Here is a 16,371-nt window from a genome sequence, read left to right on the forward strand (position 1 = left end):
TGCTTCACCTTAAACTGGCATATTCATTATTTGTTTATAGGCTTCAAGTAACTTATTACGAACTTGAAGGGTTGCTTCGAATGCGATACCAGATTTCTCTTTCATTACCATTACATCCGCTAAGCTCAAACCGGGCGCGCCCATTTCAAACGCTTTCTGCGCTTCTCTTGATTGACGCTGCATATCATTCACGTTATTGACCGCATCCGACAACATATCTGCGAAATTGTCGCCACTTTTGTTGAGGTTTACCCCTGGTACTTGCTCCATGCTAGGCCTAGCTTCTAACGCCATAGCTTGCATTTCTTGATAGAGAGCGTTTGCTTTGATATCCATCAGTAGTACTCACACGTTTTTGACTTCTTAATAGTTTTAGCAAAAGCCACGCCAGTTTATTTTACCCTTAATAATCAATAGCTTATTAGGTTAATGTCATTTTTTTGACAAAAAAAACCGCGATACTACTGATCGCGGTCAAGGGGTAACGCAGCGCTATTTAAGCCGGCACATCAATACCATCCTCACGCATCCGTGCAAGCTTGTAACGCAAGGTACGCGGACTGATCCCAAGCTTTTCTGCCACTTCCTTACGTTTACCATTACATGAAACTAGTGTATCCAGGATGATTTGATGCTCTTGCTGGCGTAACTCTGAACCGAGCAAACTAGTATCTTCCGGATAGGGTGCTGCAGCTTCATGCGGTGCTAAAGAAGGACCATCATTGAATTCAATAAGTAAATCGTTTGCATCAATTTGTTCCGGCGCGGCAAGTATAAGTGCCCGCTGAATCACATTTTCCAATTCGCGAACGTTACCGGGCCAATCATGACTTAATAATTTATTGCGCGCAGCTGCGGATAGCTTGGGTACTGCCGTTCCGTTGGCGGTTGCATGACGCTGGATCAAGTGCTCGGCCAACGGCAGTATGTCTCCCGTGCGCTGAGATAGGGGCCGCCACGTAATCGGAAACACATTCAGACGATAGTAAAGGTCTTCTCTGAATTCTCCATTTTCTACAGCGCGACGTAAGTCGCGATTACTGGTGGCAATAACGCGCACGTCAAGTGCAACAGTCTTACGAGAACCTAACCGTTCAACTTCTTTCTCTTGTAGCACCCTAAGTAACTTGGCTTGCAACGACATGTCCATCTCGGTTATTTCATCGAGCAATAAGGTACCGTTTTGCGCCTGCTCAAATTTACCTGGACAGGCTTGGATAGCGCCGGTAAACGCGCCTTTTTCGTAACCAAACAGAGTTGCTTCCAGCATATTCTCAGGGATCGCTGCACAATTAATTGCCACAAAAGGCTCTTTTACTCGCGGTGAAAGGTCATGGATGTAACGAGATAATACCTCTTTCCCCGAACCGGAAGGCCCTAGCACCATGACCGTTGCATCAGAGCGTGCGACTTTGGCTGCTAATTCGAGCAATGACTGGCTGCTTGCGTCGCCTACTATCGGTGTACGCGAAACTACCTTTTGTGCCGGTGCATAGCGCCCAACTAGGTTGAGTAACACTTGTGGAGCAAAGGGCTTAGATAAATAATCCGTCGCGCCATCGCGCATCGCTTGTACTGCATCATTGATAGTTGCAAACGCAGTCATTAAAAGCACCGGCAATTGTGGGTAGCGGCTCTTAATACTGCGTAATAAGGAAAGTCCCGACATTTCACCCATTTGGATATCACTGACAACCAAATCCACGGTGTGTTGGTTCAGCGCCACCATGGCGGCCTCCGCACTGTCTGCTTCGACCACTGCATATCCGCCAAGCTCTAGGGTATCTGTTAGTGCCTCGCGTAAACCGGCATCATCTTCAACAATCAGAATCTGAGTTTTTGACATACTAATTCTCCACGTCTGCCAAGCTCATAGACTTGGGCTGACTCGTTTGTTGGGCGCTACTCTTAAGCGGAAGCCACAGAGTGAATTTTGCCCCACCATGCTCACCGTTACTCGCTTTGATGCGCCCCCTATGAGCTCGCACTGCTTGTGCGACTACGGCTAGGCCCAATCCAGTACCATTAGTTTTCGTGGTGTAAAAAGGTTCGAATATGCGCTTCATTTGTACAGGCGCGATCCCTGGTCCAGAATCACTGCACGTGATGACAACTTCCTGATTATTACTATCAATCAATGCCGAAACGGTAACTTCAGCACCAACTGCGGATACTTGAACGGCATTGTCAACGAGATTTACCAAGGCCCCCTGCAGCGCAGTTGTGTTGCCCACAATATGCGCATTTGCAGCTGCCTCTTGCATATATAAGTTTAACCGTACTTGTGCCTTGTTGAGCAACGACTGACTGCTCGATTCCACTTGCTCTAATAATGTCGCAATATTGACGTCTGCAACTACTTGCTGTTCACCGCTCTTGGCAAATAGCAACATATCATTCACTTGCGATTCTAATTCGTGCAATCTGTCGATTAAGCGCGAAACGAACTTGTTACGAGTTGCAGGCTTTACTGACTCTTGCCCAAGATTCGCGGCATACAATATTGCCGCTGATAGTGGTGTGCGGATCTGGTGAGCCAAAGATGCCACCATTCGTCCCAGTGAGGACAAACGTTGCATATGACTAATGCGTGCTTGGAGTTGGCGGGTTTCGGTTAAATCTGTAATCACTATCAGTTGACCCGGCTCCTCAATCAACGGCGTAATCGATAACTTTACTCGACGACCATCGTGCAATGAAACTTCGTGGCCATCATCTGCGCGAGGATTAAAAGAACGCGCAATGATATCTCGCCATATCTCTTGCTCCAAGGGTTCACCCAGTAGTTCGCGCGCCAACTTGTTAGCCTGACGAACCACGCCTTTCCCATCAATAACTATGACACCAGCGGGCATAACCTGAAGCAAGCGTTCAAGACGCTGAGATTGCCGCTTTAAAGATTGATAATTAGTATTATCAACAGCGACTGAACTGTTACTGTCTGACTCATCCTCACGCAATGGAGATGAAGAAAAACTTTCACTAGTACCGAGCTCAATGGTGCGATTTTCGAATAACATGACTACCTCGTGTCAAAAACCCGTCATTGGTTTTATCTAAAGGAGTAAAAGCACGAGCCATGCCATTATTTTATCGTTTACATATCAGTACATTAGGAATGTTTTGAGGTGATACTAACTAATTTGCTAGAGGGGAAGTGAATCATACAATTCGTCAAGTTTAAGCGCTCTCCCCCTTAGCACCATACCCTGAACTTATTAAGCTGGATAGGTCAAACTGACCCGTTCGTTGCCGTTATGAGCACTGTATCTGCGCATCATTATGCAACCCATCAATCCTAGTAGAAATAGCATGAAAGGTAGGGGTTCACTCACTCTAGCCGCAGGCTGGTCAACTCTGAATGGTGCATCATTAAGCTGAATATTCCCGGCAAAACTATTTGCGATGATCTGTCCGTTTAAAACTCCATGCCCGGTAACCACATCAGCATTGGGTGCTAATATTGAGCCATAGATACCACCACTGATGCTTAACTTTTTTGCTTCATAAAAATTGAAAAGCACATTGTTTGCCGCATGATTGAAGGCGTAATTGACATCCTTTACCAGCCAGTCTTTTTGACTACTTAATACAACATCTTCACCGGCAACGTTGAAGACCACCCGCACACCTGCGTTAACATCCTGAGTAAACAGACCCCATGCTGAATCTAAGAGTTGTTGATTGACATTGATAAACAAGGTATCGATTTCTGTACTGCCTAGCGCCGTTAGTGCACCGTACTTTAGGTTCGTGCTTACTGCAGCTTGGGTACTTAAACCATCTGCAAGCGCACTAAAAAATGCTTGATTGTATAGATACTCACTGTTAATCAGACGCGGCTGAGAGGTCTTTGAAACTGAGGCAGTACCATCAATAGAGGTCAATCCATTGATATCACCTCCTACAATGGTTAGGTCCCCGCGCACGTCGAGTGCTAGCGCATCCCAAGCATTCAATGTAGCCACTGAGTATCCTTCTAGCGCCGCATTACCACCAACTAAAAGTGCACCTTGGCTATCAGAAAATGAAGCCGAAAAATCATTGAATATATAGGCATTAGCCTCGCCCATGTCATCAAAATAGATGGGCGCCGCAAACACCATTTGATGCAATAAAAGATAGCAACTACTTAAGGCGACAATAACATTTTTCATCAAGATCCAACTCAGTAATATAAACCGCGCGGATTATACTGGTACGATGAGTTGGTGATAGGGCATTTTACGCCAAGTTATAGACTGCAAACGTATGCAGGGTAAAGAAATTTAAAATACTGGTTTACGCGTCTGATTCACGTTGGATGTTGTACTTACGCATTTTTTCAACCAATGTCGTACGGCGCATACCGAGTTTATCGGCGGCACGAGCAACCACCCATTCCGACTGCTCGAGTGCCTGCACCACTAGGTTGATCTCCAATTCAGAGAGGTATTCTTTCAAATTAACCCCTTCGTCTGGTAGCTCTGTCTCCCCTGCTTGCGGCAAACGAGTATCAGTATCGATCTCATCCTCTTCTGCACTTTCAGCAAAGAGCTCGTTAAATGCCTGACGTTCAAGAACCTCTTCGGGATAGTCGGGCTCATAATGTTCTATGTCGCCGTGCTGATACTTAACTGGCAGCTCGCTGACGTCGATTAATTGCTGCGGGTGCAATATAGTCAAACGCTCAACCAAATTACTCAGCTCACGGACATTTCCTGGCCAAGGATGCTCCATTAACGAACGAATGGCTTGCTCGGTAAATCGTACCGTTTGCGAGTTGTCATTCTCATCCTGTAATCTTGCGACCAATTCCTGCAACAACAAAGGAATATCTTCTTGTCGCTCACGCAATGCTGGGCTTTCTATTGGAAAAACATTCAAGCGATAATACAAATCTTCACGAAACTTATCTTGTTCGATCATGTTTTCCAAGTCGCGGTGAGTCGCAGCAATAATCCGCACGTTACAGGCGATAGGTTTAGTACCACCTACACGCTCAAAAGTGCGCTCTTGCAGCACACGCAAAAGTTTGACTTGCATTTGTAACGGCATATCGCCAATTTCATCGAGGAAAAGTGTACCTCCCTCAGCTAACTCAAATCGGCCCTTACGACTGCTAACTGCGCCAGTGAAGGCACCCTTCTCATGGCCAAAAAGCTCACTTTCGAGTAATTCACCCGGAATTGCTCCACAATTAATAGGGATAAATTGATTGTCTTTTCGCGCTGATAAAAAATGAATGTTGCGGGCGATAACTTCTTTACCCGTACCTGACTCCCCCAACACCAAAACATTCGCATCGGTGGGCGCAACCTGTTCGACCAACTTCCGAACCGCCTGAATTTGAGCACTCTTACCCACTAAACTGCGAAACAAGCGGGTTTTACTTTGTACCTGCTTGCTATTGCTAGGATGTCTTTTTAGATATTCCTGACCGCGGTAAAGCGCCTGTGTCAGATTTGGATAAGTAACCGGCAAAACCAAATTTGCGACAATGTTCTTATAGGTGGAAATCTCGCTCTCGGAAGCTCCAACACTGACAAAAGGGGTGCTTGGGAAGGCCTTTAAAAACGCTTCATGGTTTTGCTGTTCCGTGCAATCCAAAATAACAATAGTACCAGATGGATTGTTTTGTAGGGCATCGGCCCCTTGGGCTTGAGAACTTGTGCTAAAGGGTTCTGAAAGGAACTGCAGCACAGTCTGCAATGTCTGAAAAACTGCCGAATTGTCGCTGACAATCAGAATGTGGTTCATTGGTTCCCCGAGCGCATTAAGAAATTATTATTGTTATGCAGCTAGTTTGATTGTAACCATAACCGATTTTTACGCAACTAGATTAACCAGTTAGCATAAAAAAAGACGGCCGATGCCGTCTTTTTATACTGTTCAACGCTTACTATGTTAGCTGAGCAGCGCTAACACTTGACCTTGCTGTTGATTCGCTTGCGCTTGTACGCTTAGCGCTGATTGCCCTAATACTCCAGCGGCTGCATTTTCAGAGGCTGCTTGCGCGTAGTCAGTGTCTTGAATACGGCTACGCGCGGCTGCTGTATTAACGTCAGCCTGCGACAGATTGCGCGCCGCACTTTCAAATTGATTCTGCGTAGCTCCCAAGTCTGAGCGCGCACCGCCAATTACATTGAGCGCTTCGTCCGCTGCAGTTAAAGCTTCTTGAATACCGCCAGAAGTGGTCACATCAGCGTTGAGTAATCCTTCTAACTCACTTTGGATATCGCGAGTCTGCAAGCCAATTTGTTGACCTGCGTTAGCACCGACCTGAAAATCAATATTGCCATCTTCACTCAACAATGGGCGACCCGCAAAGTTTGTCTGCTCAACTGTTTGTGAAATATTTTCCTGCAGCTGCGAAATTTCAGATTGAATCGCTCTGCGGTCTGCATCGTTTAACGTTCCATTACCTGCCTGTAAGGTTAACTCACGGATACGCTGTGCATCTTCGTTGATACCTTGTAGACCACTTTCGGCCACTTGAGCCACGCTGATCCCGTCGTAAGCATTGCGGATCGACTGGCGATTACCCTCTACCTGTGAGGTTAGTCTATCAATAATTTGTTGCGCCGCAGAATCATCGGCTGCACTATTAACCCGCCGCCCACTGGCCAAGCGCTCAAACAGCGTCTCTTGTTTTTGCTGAACTTGCTGCAACAGAGATGCATTAGAATCTGTGTTGAAATTAATCATAATTTCCCCCTCATACCTCATTAGGAGTATAGCAAACGCTGTGCAAAATGTAAGCAGAATAGGCTGTATTAGGTATTTAATGAGATACCTATGTATACCATTAAGTTGGTTTACTGATCCTTTACAACTCAAATTCACTTTTGTGAGGGAGAACGCGAGTAAGCGCCTTTTGTACTCTTGCTATGCAATCTTCAAATTCTTTTGGCGTTACATCTCGCTCGGTAAAGCGGCCTTTAGACATTGAATCATTTAAGCAATACATCTCATACTTACCTGACTCAATATCTTCACATGCAGCCTTCACGTCAGCCACCGATCGCAACTCGACATATTTTCTGCGTTTAAACGCATTTTTTACTGAATCTGGGGAGAACTTACCGCTGGCAAACTGCCAGTAACGAAATAGATATTGATTCACATCCGTATTGGCCCTGAACTTAGAAGCGGAAACTTGTTGCATTACTGCAGGTTCTTTTTCCCAGACCTCTCCATACACTGATTTTAAAAATGGCTGCGCATGATGATAATTAACGAACCCACTAAACGTTTTCCAATACATCAGCAGCAAGGTATCAAGCAGCCGTAGACCATACCCGGGATAAAACCATTTCCAGAAATGCTTCAATGCAATCCCTCGTTTAGTTAGTTTTTCACCTTTGTGACGATTAAAATTCTTATTTATGAGTTCAATATCGTTAAGCACAATGGGAGCGATAACACCTTCATGCATAATATTCGATATCATCGCATTGACCGGTAAACCTTTCTTAAAAAACACTTCCGGTGTAAACGCTTTTAATAAAAACGTATCATCATTGAAGTATACGAAGTGCTCACTTAACCCACTAATCCTGTGAAAATTAGTCTCAATTGCGTTTATGTTAAATACAGGTAGGTTCTTCGCGTCCAGAAAATCTTCGTGGCGAACAATTTTCAATTTGGGGTGGTCAGTGTTCAGCCAACTGGGTAGATGCCCCCAGGTGACAAAATAGATTTTATTCACCCATGGAGTGAAAGTTTCGAAAGCACGAAACAAATACTGGAGGTTATCCCAGTCACGAAAACGCTCAGTTCCATTCATCTGCTGATTATCAGGCGAATACTGATTGCGCTGTGCAAGCCAATCCGGATCATTACCGTCGACCCAAGTAACAACAAAATCAATCGGGGGGTGAAGACCACTACTCATGCACTAATTCCACGTTCATAACCACTGTATAGTATGTGGTTTCGCCCTCGCATACCACTCAACCAGCCTAACCTTCTGTTTTAAATAACGGTTATTTGTTCAAAAACTTGATAATGCAGAGTGGCACTTCTGTCACGGTGCCAGTAATTTGACGACAAACTGGCCTGCCAATTGCTCTCATTTAATGATTTATAAAACATCATGAATATTGCGTAGTTAGGCAGAATTTGCCATCCTTGGAGCAAGTTCAAGACTATGTCGACTTAGCCGATAACAGTAATACATCATGATCCGAACGATAGATGAGCAAACGATGAGTACATTCGGCTTAATGGGCGCAGCAGGTTATATTGCGCCAAGACATATGCAGGCAATAAAAGCGACAGGCAACGACCTGGTCGCCGCTCTCGATCCTAGTGACTCCGTTGGGATCCTTGATAGCTATTTCCCCAACTGTCATTTTTTCACCGAGTTTGAGCGCTTTGACCGGCATATCGATAAACGCAAGCGTAGCGAACGCAAAGTGGATTACATGTCGATTTGTTCGCCGAATTATTTGCATGATTCACATATTCGCTTTGCGTTGCGCTCAGGGTGTCATGCGATATGCGAAAAGCCCCTGGTACTCAATCCATGGAACATTGACGCATTAAAAGAATTTGAGCGTGATTATGACCGCCGTATCAATACTATTTTGCAGTTACGGCTACACCCCTCAATCATTGCATTGAAAGAGCAAATAGCGAGTGAGACGCCGCGTAAAAAGAAATATGACGTTGACCTGACTTATATCACCTCGCGCGGGCATTGGTATCAAACCTCTTGGAAAGGCGACGAAAAGAAATCTGGGGGTATAGCAACCAATATTGGTGTGCACTTTTTTGATATGTTGCATTTCTTGTTTGGGGATTTACAAGACAACCAACTCTTCCACTCCTCTGCACAAACTGCTTCAGGTTTCTTGGAGTATGAACACGCGAGAGTGCGATGGTTTTTGTCTACTGACTTTGACCAATTACCAGGCGTCGCAAGATTACAAGGGCAACGCACCTATCGCAGTATTACACTAAACGGTAATGAAATAGAATTCTCTGGTGGTTTTACGGACTTACACACGCGCAGTTACGAAGCTATTCTGGCGGGTAAAGGTTTTGGGCTGGATGACAATGTTGTGGCCATTAATACCGTTGCGGATATTCGCAATATGGCGACTAATTCCAGCAGTTCTTTGGCACATCCGTTTTTAGTAAACGTGTCTTAGATGCCATCAATACATACAACAGCGATTGTTGATGACGGCGCTCAGATTGGCGCGAAAACCGCACTTTGGCATTGGGTTCATGTGTGTGAAAAGGCGGTAATTGGTGAAAATTGTTCTTTAGGACAAAATGTATTTGTTGCTAATAACGTGATGATTGGGAACAACGTCAAAATTCAAAACAATGTTTCTGTGTATGAGGGCGTGACTTTACAAGACGATGTTTTCTGTGGCCCCTCAATGGTGTTTACCAATGTCTACAATCCACGTTCAGCAATCTCACGGAAGCACGAGTACCGTAAAACGCTGGTCAAGCGCGGCGCAACATTAGGAGCCAACTGCACGGTCGTATGTGGTGTTACTATTGGGCAATATGCCTTTATTGGTGCCGGTACGGTAGTTAATCGAGACGTTCCCGACTACGCGTTAGTCGTCGGTGTTCCGGGCAAGATTATCGGTTGGATGAGCGAGTTTGGCGAGCAACTGAGATTTGTGGAAGAAGATGGCATTGAGCAAGCCGTTTGCCCTCATTCAGGAAGCATTTACCACCGTATTAATGAAACGGTTACCAAAATCAAATAATTGAATATGCAGCTTATTGATTTACAGTCTCAATTACATCGGCTCCAACCTGCGATTAATGAGCGGATTAACACTGTGTTGTCTCATGGCCAGTTTATTCTTGGCCCTGAAGTTAGTGAATTGGAGGCAGAGCTTGCAGGGTATGTTGGCACTGAGCATTGCATCACTTGTGCAAATGGTACAGATGCATTACAGATTGCTTTGATGGCGTTAGACATCGGGCCCGGTGACATCGTGTTTACCACAGCTTTTTCCTTTTTCGCGACTGCTGAAGTGATTGCCTTGGTGGGTGCAACACCCTATTTCGTCGATATCGATAAGCACACATTCAACCTTTGCCCCGAAAGCTTAGCTTCTGCCATAGCCGCCGCGAGGCAGGCGGGCTTAAAGCCTAAGGCGGTCATTGCCGTCGACCTATTCGGACTTCCAGCAGACTATCCTGCGATAAGCGCTATTTGCAAACAGCACAACTTAAAATTGATAGAGGATGGAGCCCAAGGGTTTGGTGGAACCATAGCTGGCCACAAAGCTTGTAGCTTTGGCGATATCGCAACCACTAGCTTTTTCCCTGCCAAGCCTCTGGGTTGTTTTGGCGACGGAGGGGCTATTTTCACAGCGAACGCTACCCTAGCCGAACGTTGCCAGTCAATTCGAGTACACGGTAAAGGTTCGCATAAATATGAGAATGTGCGTATAGGGTTAAACAGTCGCTTAGACACACTACAAGCGGCAATACTATTGGAAAAGCTTTCAATATTTGACCAAGAATGCATCTCGCGTCAGCGTAATGCCGCGTTTTTAAGTGAGCATCTAATAAGCTCAATAGTAACGCCACATATTCCACACACCTATTCAAGTGCTTGGGCACAATATTCGATATGGCACCCAGAAGTACCGCGTGAAACCTTTTTGACACACTTATCTGAAAGTAATATTCCGCACGCTATTTACTATCCTATCCCGTTAAATCAACAAACGGCACTTAGCCAAGTGCCAAGTGTGGCGACTCCTAACAGTATCGCTATGAGTCAGAGAATTTTCAGTATTCCAACCCATGCGTACTTGACTGCCGCAGAGCTTGATCTCATCGTGGAGACTCTCAATGGCTGCCTTACCTAAAGTTCTCGTGTATGGCGCTGGCCAATTATTTCAGGATTTTGTTGGCTTAATTAGCGCACACTTTGAAATTGTTAGCATTGTAGAAACCCACCCGAAGCAAACTGCGATTGGCGAATATTCAATTATAAGTGTTGACGATATTCATACTGTCGAATGGTCGATGGTAATCGTCGCCAGTAACTTCCTTAGCGCTATAAGTGACGAGCTACTAAAGCGCAATGTGGATCACGAAAGCATCAAAGCGTTACACGAGATTCCGGAAATAGTTGTAGCAGCCAATGCCTATGTCACGGCAGCCTCGCGTGCCATGCAACCAATATCCAGTGCAAATTCATCGGCCACCAAGATACGTTTTGTCATCAACTCTTTAGGCGCTGGAGGTGCAGAAAAGTCTCTCTTGTCATTGATCGCTCAATTATCGCAAACAAGTCACTCTGTTACCGTTTTATCCTTGTTCGACAACAACCACTATCGAGACCAGTTTCCAGATTATATTGATCTTGTATGCCTGAGTGATTTTGCCACTAATCAGAACGTAGTTAGATTGGCTCTGCGCATGGCTGATAGCAAGCTCATAAATCAATGGTTTGGCGAACAGTCATACGACCTCGACATTGCCTATCTAGAAGGTTGGGCAACCAAAGTGGTCGCTTATAGTCAGGCACACAGAACCATTGCTTGGTGTCACACTAACCTACAAACGAATCATTGGACGCAGAATTATTGCTTCGCAGATTGTTACGCTGAGCAGGATTGTTACGCAGCTTTCAACGATATCGTGTTCGTTTCACAAGATGCCAAAGACGGCTTTAATCAACTCTTCAACAACTCAGTGAAACAACAGGTTATCGCCAACTATATTGGCGTAGACGCCGCATCGCAGCGACACCAATCGAACTCGGCAATCCCCCACTTTTTTTCTGTTGGTCGTTTGGCCAAAGTCAAAGGTTATGACCGTTTACTGAATGCATGTAAAGCATTACACGACCACGACCTAGCCTTTCAACTAACGCTTTTCGGGGATGGGCCCGAGCGCGAGGCTCTACAGCAGCAAGCTATCAAGCTGGGTATCGACACAAAAGTAGTTTTCGCTGGTTTTGTCGAAGACCCGTTTGTTCAGGCCCGTGATTGTGACTGTTTTATATCGGCGTCATATACCGAGGGTCACCCATTGGCAGTTGCAGAAGCTCTGCTGACTGGTTTTCCTGTTATAGCGACAAACTGTGGTGGCAATAGTGAAATTTTAGATGCTGGTGAGTCCGGGCTTTTAATTGATAATTCAGAGGCAGGACTTTTTTCCGGTTTATCTCAATTTTGCAGCGACAAGGCTTTATCCAACAAGCTTACTGAGGCTAGCCGGCATGCCCAAATTCATCAGTCAAACCAGTCTGTGTTAGCAAAAATTTTTGCACTCTTGGAGGTCTCTGGCACTGAGCCTCTGCATGAGGTGGAATTCAGTGAAGCTAACTGATTTTAGCCATATGGTCTTATGGGGTGCTAATAGAGCAGCTTCTTTTGCCAAAGTCATATGCGAGCTGAACAACCTGAAATGGTCTATCGTCGATAGGTCACCCAAGCAGCGTCAGCACCTATTCGGTCAACAACCCATAATGAGTGCTGATGAGCTCACTCAACTTCCAGCAAACACCTTAGTGGTTATCTGTGCCGACGCACAGCGTTTTGGGACCGCCATTGAGCAGCGTGCCGTTAGACTCGGAGCAAGTAAGTGTATTGACTACCGCACTTTTTGCGCAGTCGTTCAGGCGGACCTTGTACAGAGTGAAAACAAGCCTTTGGCGCAAACGAGTAGAACACAAAAGGTTGCCATTGTTGTGCCAAGGCTTGCTATTGGTGGCGCCGAGCAGCAAGCCATTTTAGTCGCTGAAGCTCTGCGTAACGCTGGGAAAGAGGTTGTGCTACTGGCACTATCCGCACAAGACAAAAACGCTCCTGGCTTTATCGAAAAAGCTAAACTAGCCAATATTCGCTATGACAACCTCAGTGCATTAAACACCCCAATTATATGTGAGGATTTAGTGGCGCAGCTTTGCACGCACAACAGTTTTTACGACCTTTCACTATCCGGCCAGCATTACTTGGTAGAACTGTATCACTGGGTCAGCGAAGAACAGCCAAGCTCGGTGATCAGCTTCTTAGATGAAGCCAACATTATTTGTGGCGATCTAACTTCTACCTTCATCGCCTTGCCTGCCATCCTGTGGTTTCGTTCATTGTCTCCCCCTGAGCTGGTTAGCAAGAGTGCACAAATGACTTTCTGTGTTAACTTAACCACGATGGCAAAACGCTATCAGTGCTATGCCAAATACGCACATATTCAATTAGCTGCCAATTCGCTCATGGGATTAGTTAGCTATGCGAAATGGTTAGGTTTTGAGCCCACGCAAATACAGCACATCCCAAACATCGTCCGTCACCCCGCAGACAATCGTCCAATTAAGCCTGAAATAAACGTACCGACTATCGTCGGCATAATGCGTCTGGAACAAGAAAAAGGCCCAGACGACTTCGTGAGAGTAATCGAGCATCTTGTGCAAATTTATGGCCCAGTAAATGCTGTTCTAGTCGGCGCAGGTAGTATGCACGAAGCACTAATTGCCATGATCAGAGCAAAGGGGCTTGAATCCTATATTAAGCTTGTTGGCGCAGTTACTGATCCAAATCCATACCTGCTTGAGAGCGATATTTTAGTCCAAACGTCGCATATTGAAGGGCTGCCGAACGCGCTGCTAGAAGGACAAAGCTGTGGTTGTATGATAGTCGCTACCGATGTGGGTAGCTCCAAAGATGCGTTGGCTGATGATTATCATAAATACATGGTAGCTCCGACAGATATCTATACCCTTGCAAACAGAGTTAGTTCACTGCTGAAATTGTCGCGCTTTGAACATCAGAAACTGATTCAACAGGGTTATGCCTTTATTGAAAAGCATTACTCTGCGACATCTACATTAAAAAAAGTTTTACCATTGATTCGCTCGTAGTTACTGATTTAAGCTCAACATCGTTTGGTGGGTGCCGATACCCAAAATAGACAACTTACACAAGGTTTACACATGAATGTAATTGCAGTTTTTGGTATGAGCTACTCAGGCAGTACATTACTAAACTTTATGCTTGACTGTGTAGATGGTGTATACGGCGGCGGTGAACTTCACTGGCTGCGCACTCAACATAACGACAATTGCAATTACGTTGCGCATTGCACCAACTGTAAAGATGAATGCCCGATTTGGACACCCAACGCATGCCAAAAAGCACCGCATGACGACTTTTACACTTTTGTGGGTAAACAAGTTAACTCATCAGTAATCGTTGATACTTCCAAGACTATAGGTTGGTTTTCACAGCGGAAAACATTTGATACCAACGTTAATTTGCACAATTTTTTACTGACGAAACACCCAATTAGACATTTGGCATCATTCGTAGTTAATCAAAAGTTAGATTCAGAAAGCGACTCTAGTCAGACAATTGATAAAGCGATAGACGCGTATACTCAGTACTATGATGAAACACTCGAATATTTGTCTAGACGAGACTATCAGATTGTTCACTACGAAGACTTAATCTTGCGCAACCTAGAAACGATAAATAATATTCTCGCTAGCGTGGGTTTGAGTATTGATAAAGACGTCTTAGATTGCTTTAAACAGCCGCATCACCAAATTGCTGGAAATGGTGCTGCGATTTACATGGCAACTCAAAAATGGCCATCAAGTAGACAAAATCAACCGCCCAAAAAGCTCGCACAATACGAGTCAAAATCCGGTGTTTTTCTTGATAACAAGTACCAGCAAGTACTGGATGAAGGACAAATAGAGCGGATTTGCAGTGACCCAAGAATAGTTAAGGTAGCTACTATTCTAAACTACGAGTTAACTGCTGTTGCATGAGTGTGTTCACCTTCTCCGCAACCTTTTTATCAACGCCAATCCAACGTAAATTGCAGCCCAAATACCCGAGGTTAATCCTAAAACGCGTGCGAGCCCATCTATACCGACGATAGCGAGAAAAATAGACAACATAAATATGACAATAGCTAGGTTGAGAATTTGTATGAGCGCTCTATTACTGAATGATAAAAACAATCACTCATTCAAGAGTTTGGTTTATTCAGTCCATTCGCTTGGTGGCATTATTAATAATGACCAGATCATCCCACTCTCCTAGCTCTTAGTGCTATTAGACTAGATCTGCCGAGTGATTTACATCGTTCTTTTACGCATCAGCCTCCCCTCGATTTTTTAACTTGCTTTAATACAAGCTCAATAGGCTGCTCAACCACATGTTGTTGAAACCACTCAAATGCTTCACGACCTGTACGTCGAACTTTTTCTGGCTCGTTACTGAAAGCCTCCAACCCCGCTACGACGTCTTCGCAGCTATCGACACTTAAAATCGGGTATAAACTGTCAAAGCGATCCGCATAAGCCGCATCGTCGCGAATTTGCATGATAGGTAAGCTGCAACTCATAAACTCGTACAATACACCGCCAGAGACCCATGAGTTTCCAAAGTCAACTGCACCAATATCCGCATAAGGGATTAGCCTGAAGATGTCTTTGCGATTTAACTGAGGAAACCAGTACACATGTTCCTGAATACCCAGTTCATTGATCAATTTCTTTGATGCCTGTACATCAACTCCGTACTCCAAAGTCACTAACGCTACTCGTTTTGCACCTTGAGAATGTGAATACTCAGCAATTCCCCGCAACAAAATATCGTTGCGTTTATTACTCTGGGGATTAGGCGAATTTTGCCAAGAATGACGCGCGTGATGAAACACCACAATATCGTAATTTTGCCTTATCTTGGCGACTTCTTCCTCATAAGGCAGTTTGACATTGTCGGTCGCTGACTCTCTATAAACACAGGGAATTGGAGACTGGCTGAGCTTGGCTGGTTCGATGAGCTGACTAGCGAATTTTTTGAAGGTATCTCCAGACGCCATACTCAATGTGTGCTTGGCACTTCGTATGCCAATGCGTTGATACTTTGCCAAGGCGTATGCTCGATAGTCTTTGGCGGTGTTATCTAGCCCTAGCTTTCGTAGCACATGTAATGCTTTATCTCGATGAGTTATGCGCCTATAGATACGATCTAAACCAAATGCCAGAGCGAGAAAACAGCGCTTAAGTCCGGTACTTGAGTCAAACGGAACCTGATACAAGTCCGAACCGTAGGGCAAGAACAAATCTAAGGTTAAGCCTGACCGCGCTAAAAAAAAAGGAGCAAAGCCACAACCTATCAGCACGTCACAATCACTTACCGATTCACGGATGCATTCGATATTATCGACATCGTTATTGAAGTAACCTTTATCTATCCAATCTAACGTGTGAGTGTATGCTTTGTAGTCTTGGCTATAACTGTCTGATGAAGGATGGAAATGGCTATGCTCACCAAGTAAATACAAATGGGCGTCTACGCCACGATCACGCAGATAACGCGCTATTGCGAAGAAGTTATTATTCATGTTGCAGATGAGCGCGACTTTCACAAATAACCTTTA

General features: G+C 44.9%; 14 protein-coding genes. 6 read left to right on the top strand and 8 right to left on the bottom strand.

Features of this window, described 5'->3' with window-relative positions; all coding sequences use genetic code 11:
• Positions 1-9 precede the first annotated feature (9 nt).
• From fliE to CSH92_RS01400, 7 genes are all read right to left on the bottom strand, one after another.
• Positions 10-336, bottom strand: a complete 327-nt coding sequence (gene fliE / locus CSH92_RS01370) for a flagellar hook-basal body complex protein FliE (RefSeq protein ID WP_100655807.1) — start codon at positions 334-336, stop codon at positions 10-12.
• A 160-nt stretch (positions 337-496) separates the two neighbouring features.
• Entirely contained in the window at positions 497-1,846 is a 1,350-nt protein-coding gene (locus CSH92_RS01375) for a sigma-54-dependent transcriptional regulator (protein WP_100655808.1), read from the bottom strand.
• Position 1,847: 1 nt separating this feature from the next.
• A complete protein-coding gene (locus CSH92_RS01380) occupies positions 1,848-3,020 on the bottom strand; it encodes a sensor histidine kinase (RefSeq protein WP_100655809.1) in 1,173 nt (390 codons plus the stop codon).
• Between the two features lie 198 nt (positions 3,021-3,218).
• Positions 3,219-4,157: a choice-of-anchor A family protein gene (locus CSH92_RS01385; RefSeq protein WP_100655810.1), complete on the bottom strand. Its 939-nt coding sequence runs from the start codon at positions 4,155-4,157 to the stop codon at positions 3,219-3,221.
• A gap of 124 nt (positions 4,158-4,281) precedes the next feature.
• A complete protein-coding gene (locus CSH92_RS01390; RefSeq protein WP_100655811.1) occupies positions 4,282-5,739 on the bottom strand; it encodes a sigma-54 dependent transcriptional regulator in 1,458 nt (485 codons plus the stop codon).
• Positions 5,740-5,886: 147 nt separating this feature from the next.
• Positions 5,887-6,687, bottom strand: coding sequence for a flagellin N-terminal helical domain-containing protein (locus CSH92_RS01395; RefSeq protein WP_100655812.1), 801 nt, complete (start codon positions 6,685-6,687; stop codon positions 5,887-5,889).
• A 121-nt stretch (positions 6,688-6,808) separates the two neighbouring features.
• Positions 6,809-7,876, bottom strand: coding sequence for a Stealth CR1 domain-containing protein (locus tag CSH92_RS01400; RefSeq protein WP_100655813.1), 1,068 nt, complete (start codon positions 7,874-7,876; stop codon positions 6,809-6,811).
• Between the two features lie 286 nt (positions 7,877-8,162).
• On the opposite strand from CSH92_RS01400, the gene CSH92_RS01405 reads away from it, so the two are divergent.
• The 6 genes from CSH92_RS01405 to CSH92_RS01430 all read left to right on the top strand — a co-directional run bounded on the left by CSH92_RS01405 (position 8,163) and on the right by CSH92_RS01430 (position 14,749).
• The gene (locus CSH92_RS01405) at positions 8,163-9,137 is read left to right on the top strand and encodes a Gfo/Idh/MocA family oxidoreductase (RefSeq protein WP_276307847.1); all 975 of its coding nucleotides are present in this window, start codon (positions 8,163-8,165) and stop codon (positions 9,135-9,137) included.
• Entirely contained in the window at positions 9,138-9,716 is a 579-nt protein-coding gene (locus CSH92_RS01410) for an acyltransferase (RefSeq protein WP_100655815.1), read from the top strand. It abuts the gene before it with no gap.
• Between the two features lie 6 nt (positions 9,717-9,722).
• Complete coding sequence (locus tag CSH92_RS01415; protein WP_100655816.1) at positions 9,723-10,835, top strand: DegT/DnrJ/EryC1/StrS family aminotransferase; 1,113 nt, start codon at positions 9,723-9,725, stop codon at positions 10,833-10,835.
• The gene (locus tag CSH92_RS01420; RefSeq protein ID WP_100655817.1) at positions 10,819-12,306 is read left to right on the top strand and encodes a glycosyltransferase; all 1,488 of its coding nucleotides are present in this window, start codon (positions 10,819-10,821) and stop codon (positions 12,304-12,306) included. The genes CSH92_RS01415 and CSH92_RS01420 overlap by 17 nt, the downstream gene beginning before the upstream one ends.
• Positions 12,293-13,837 (top strand): glycosyltransferase, encoded by a 1,545-nt coding sequence (locus CSH92_RS01425; RefSeq protein WP_164084624.1) that lies wholly within the window; start codon positions 12,293-12,295, stop codon positions 13,835-13,837. The genes CSH92_RS01420 and CSH92_RS01425 overlap by 14 nt, the downstream gene beginning before the upstream one ends.
• A 72-nt stretch (positions 13,838-13,909) precedes the next feature.
• Positions 13,910-14,749 (top strand): hypothetical protein, encoded by an 840-nt coding sequence (locus tag CSH92_RS01430; protein ID WP_100655819.1) that lies wholly within the window; start codon positions 13,910-13,912, stop codon positions 14,747-14,749.
• A gap of 332 nt (positions 14,750-15,081) precedes the next feature.
• Here the strand turns inward: CSH92_RS01430 and CSH92_RS01435 are convergent, their stop codons facing one another.
• A complete protein-coding gene (locus CSH92_RS01435) occupies positions 15,082-16,359 on the bottom strand; it encodes a glycosyltransferase family protein (RefSeq protein WP_124916897.1) in 1,278 nt (425 codons plus the stop codon).
• Positions 16,360-16,371 lie beyond the last annotated feature (12 nt).

Source organism: Neoalteromonas flava, from assembly GCF_002807685.1.
In the GTDB taxonomy this organism is placed as follows: domain Bacteria; phylum Pseudomonadota; class Gammaproteobacteria; order Enterobacterales; family Alteromonadaceae; genus Alteromonas_E; species Alteromonas_E flava.

Excerpts from the sequence above, each read along its gene's own strand:
- CSH92_RS01405 (WP_276307847.1), top strand. The coding sequence starts at position 8,163 with ATGATCCGAACGATAGATGAGCAAACGATGAGTACATTCGGCTTAATG.
- CSH92_RS01420 (WP_100655817.1), top strand. The coding sequence starts at position 10,819 with ATGGCTGCCTTACCTAAAGTTCTCGTGTATGGCGCTGGCCAATTATTT.
- CSH92_RS01385 (WP_100655810.1), bottom strand. The coding sequence starts at position 4,157 with ATGAAAAATGTTATTGTCGCCTTAAGTAGTTGCTATCTTTTATTGCAT.
- CSH92_RS01375 (WP_100655808.1), bottom strand. The coding sequence starts at position 1,846 with ATGTCAAAAACTCAGATTCTGATTGTTGAAGATGATGCCGGTTTACGC.
- CSH92_RS01410 (WP_100655815.1), top strand. The coding sequence starts at position 9,138 with ATGCCATCAATACATACAACAGCGATTGTTGATGACGGCGCTCAGATT.
- CSH92_RS01430 (WP_100655819.1), top strand. The coding sequence starts at position 13,910 with ATGAATGTAATTGCAGTTTTTGGTATGAGCTACTCAGGCAGTACATTA.
- CSH92_RS01380 (WP_100655809.1), bottom strand. The coding sequence starts at position 3,020 with ATGTTATTCGAAAATCGCACCATTGAGCTCGGTACTAGTGAAAGTTTT.
- CSH92_RS01415 (WP_100655816.1), top strand. The coding sequence starts at position 9,723 with ATGCAGCTTATTGATTTACAGTCTCAATTACATCGGCTCCAACCTGCG.
- CSH92_RS01400 (WP_100655813.1), bottom strand. The coding sequence starts at position 7,876 with ATGAGTAGTGGTCTTCACCCCCCGATTGATTTTGTTGTTACTTGGGTC.
- fliE (WP_100655807.1), bottom strand. The coding sequence starts at position 336 with ATGGATATCAAAGCAAACGCTCTCTATCAAGAAATGCAAGCTATGGCG.
- CSH92_RS01390 (WP_100655811.1), bottom strand. The coding sequence starts at position 5,739 with ATGAACCACATTCTGATTGTCAGCGACAATTCGGCAGTTTTTCAGACA.
- CSH92_RS01395 (WP_100655812.1), bottom strand. The coding sequence starts at position 6,687 with ATGATTAATTTCAACACAGATTCTAATGCATCTCTGTTGCAGCAAGTT.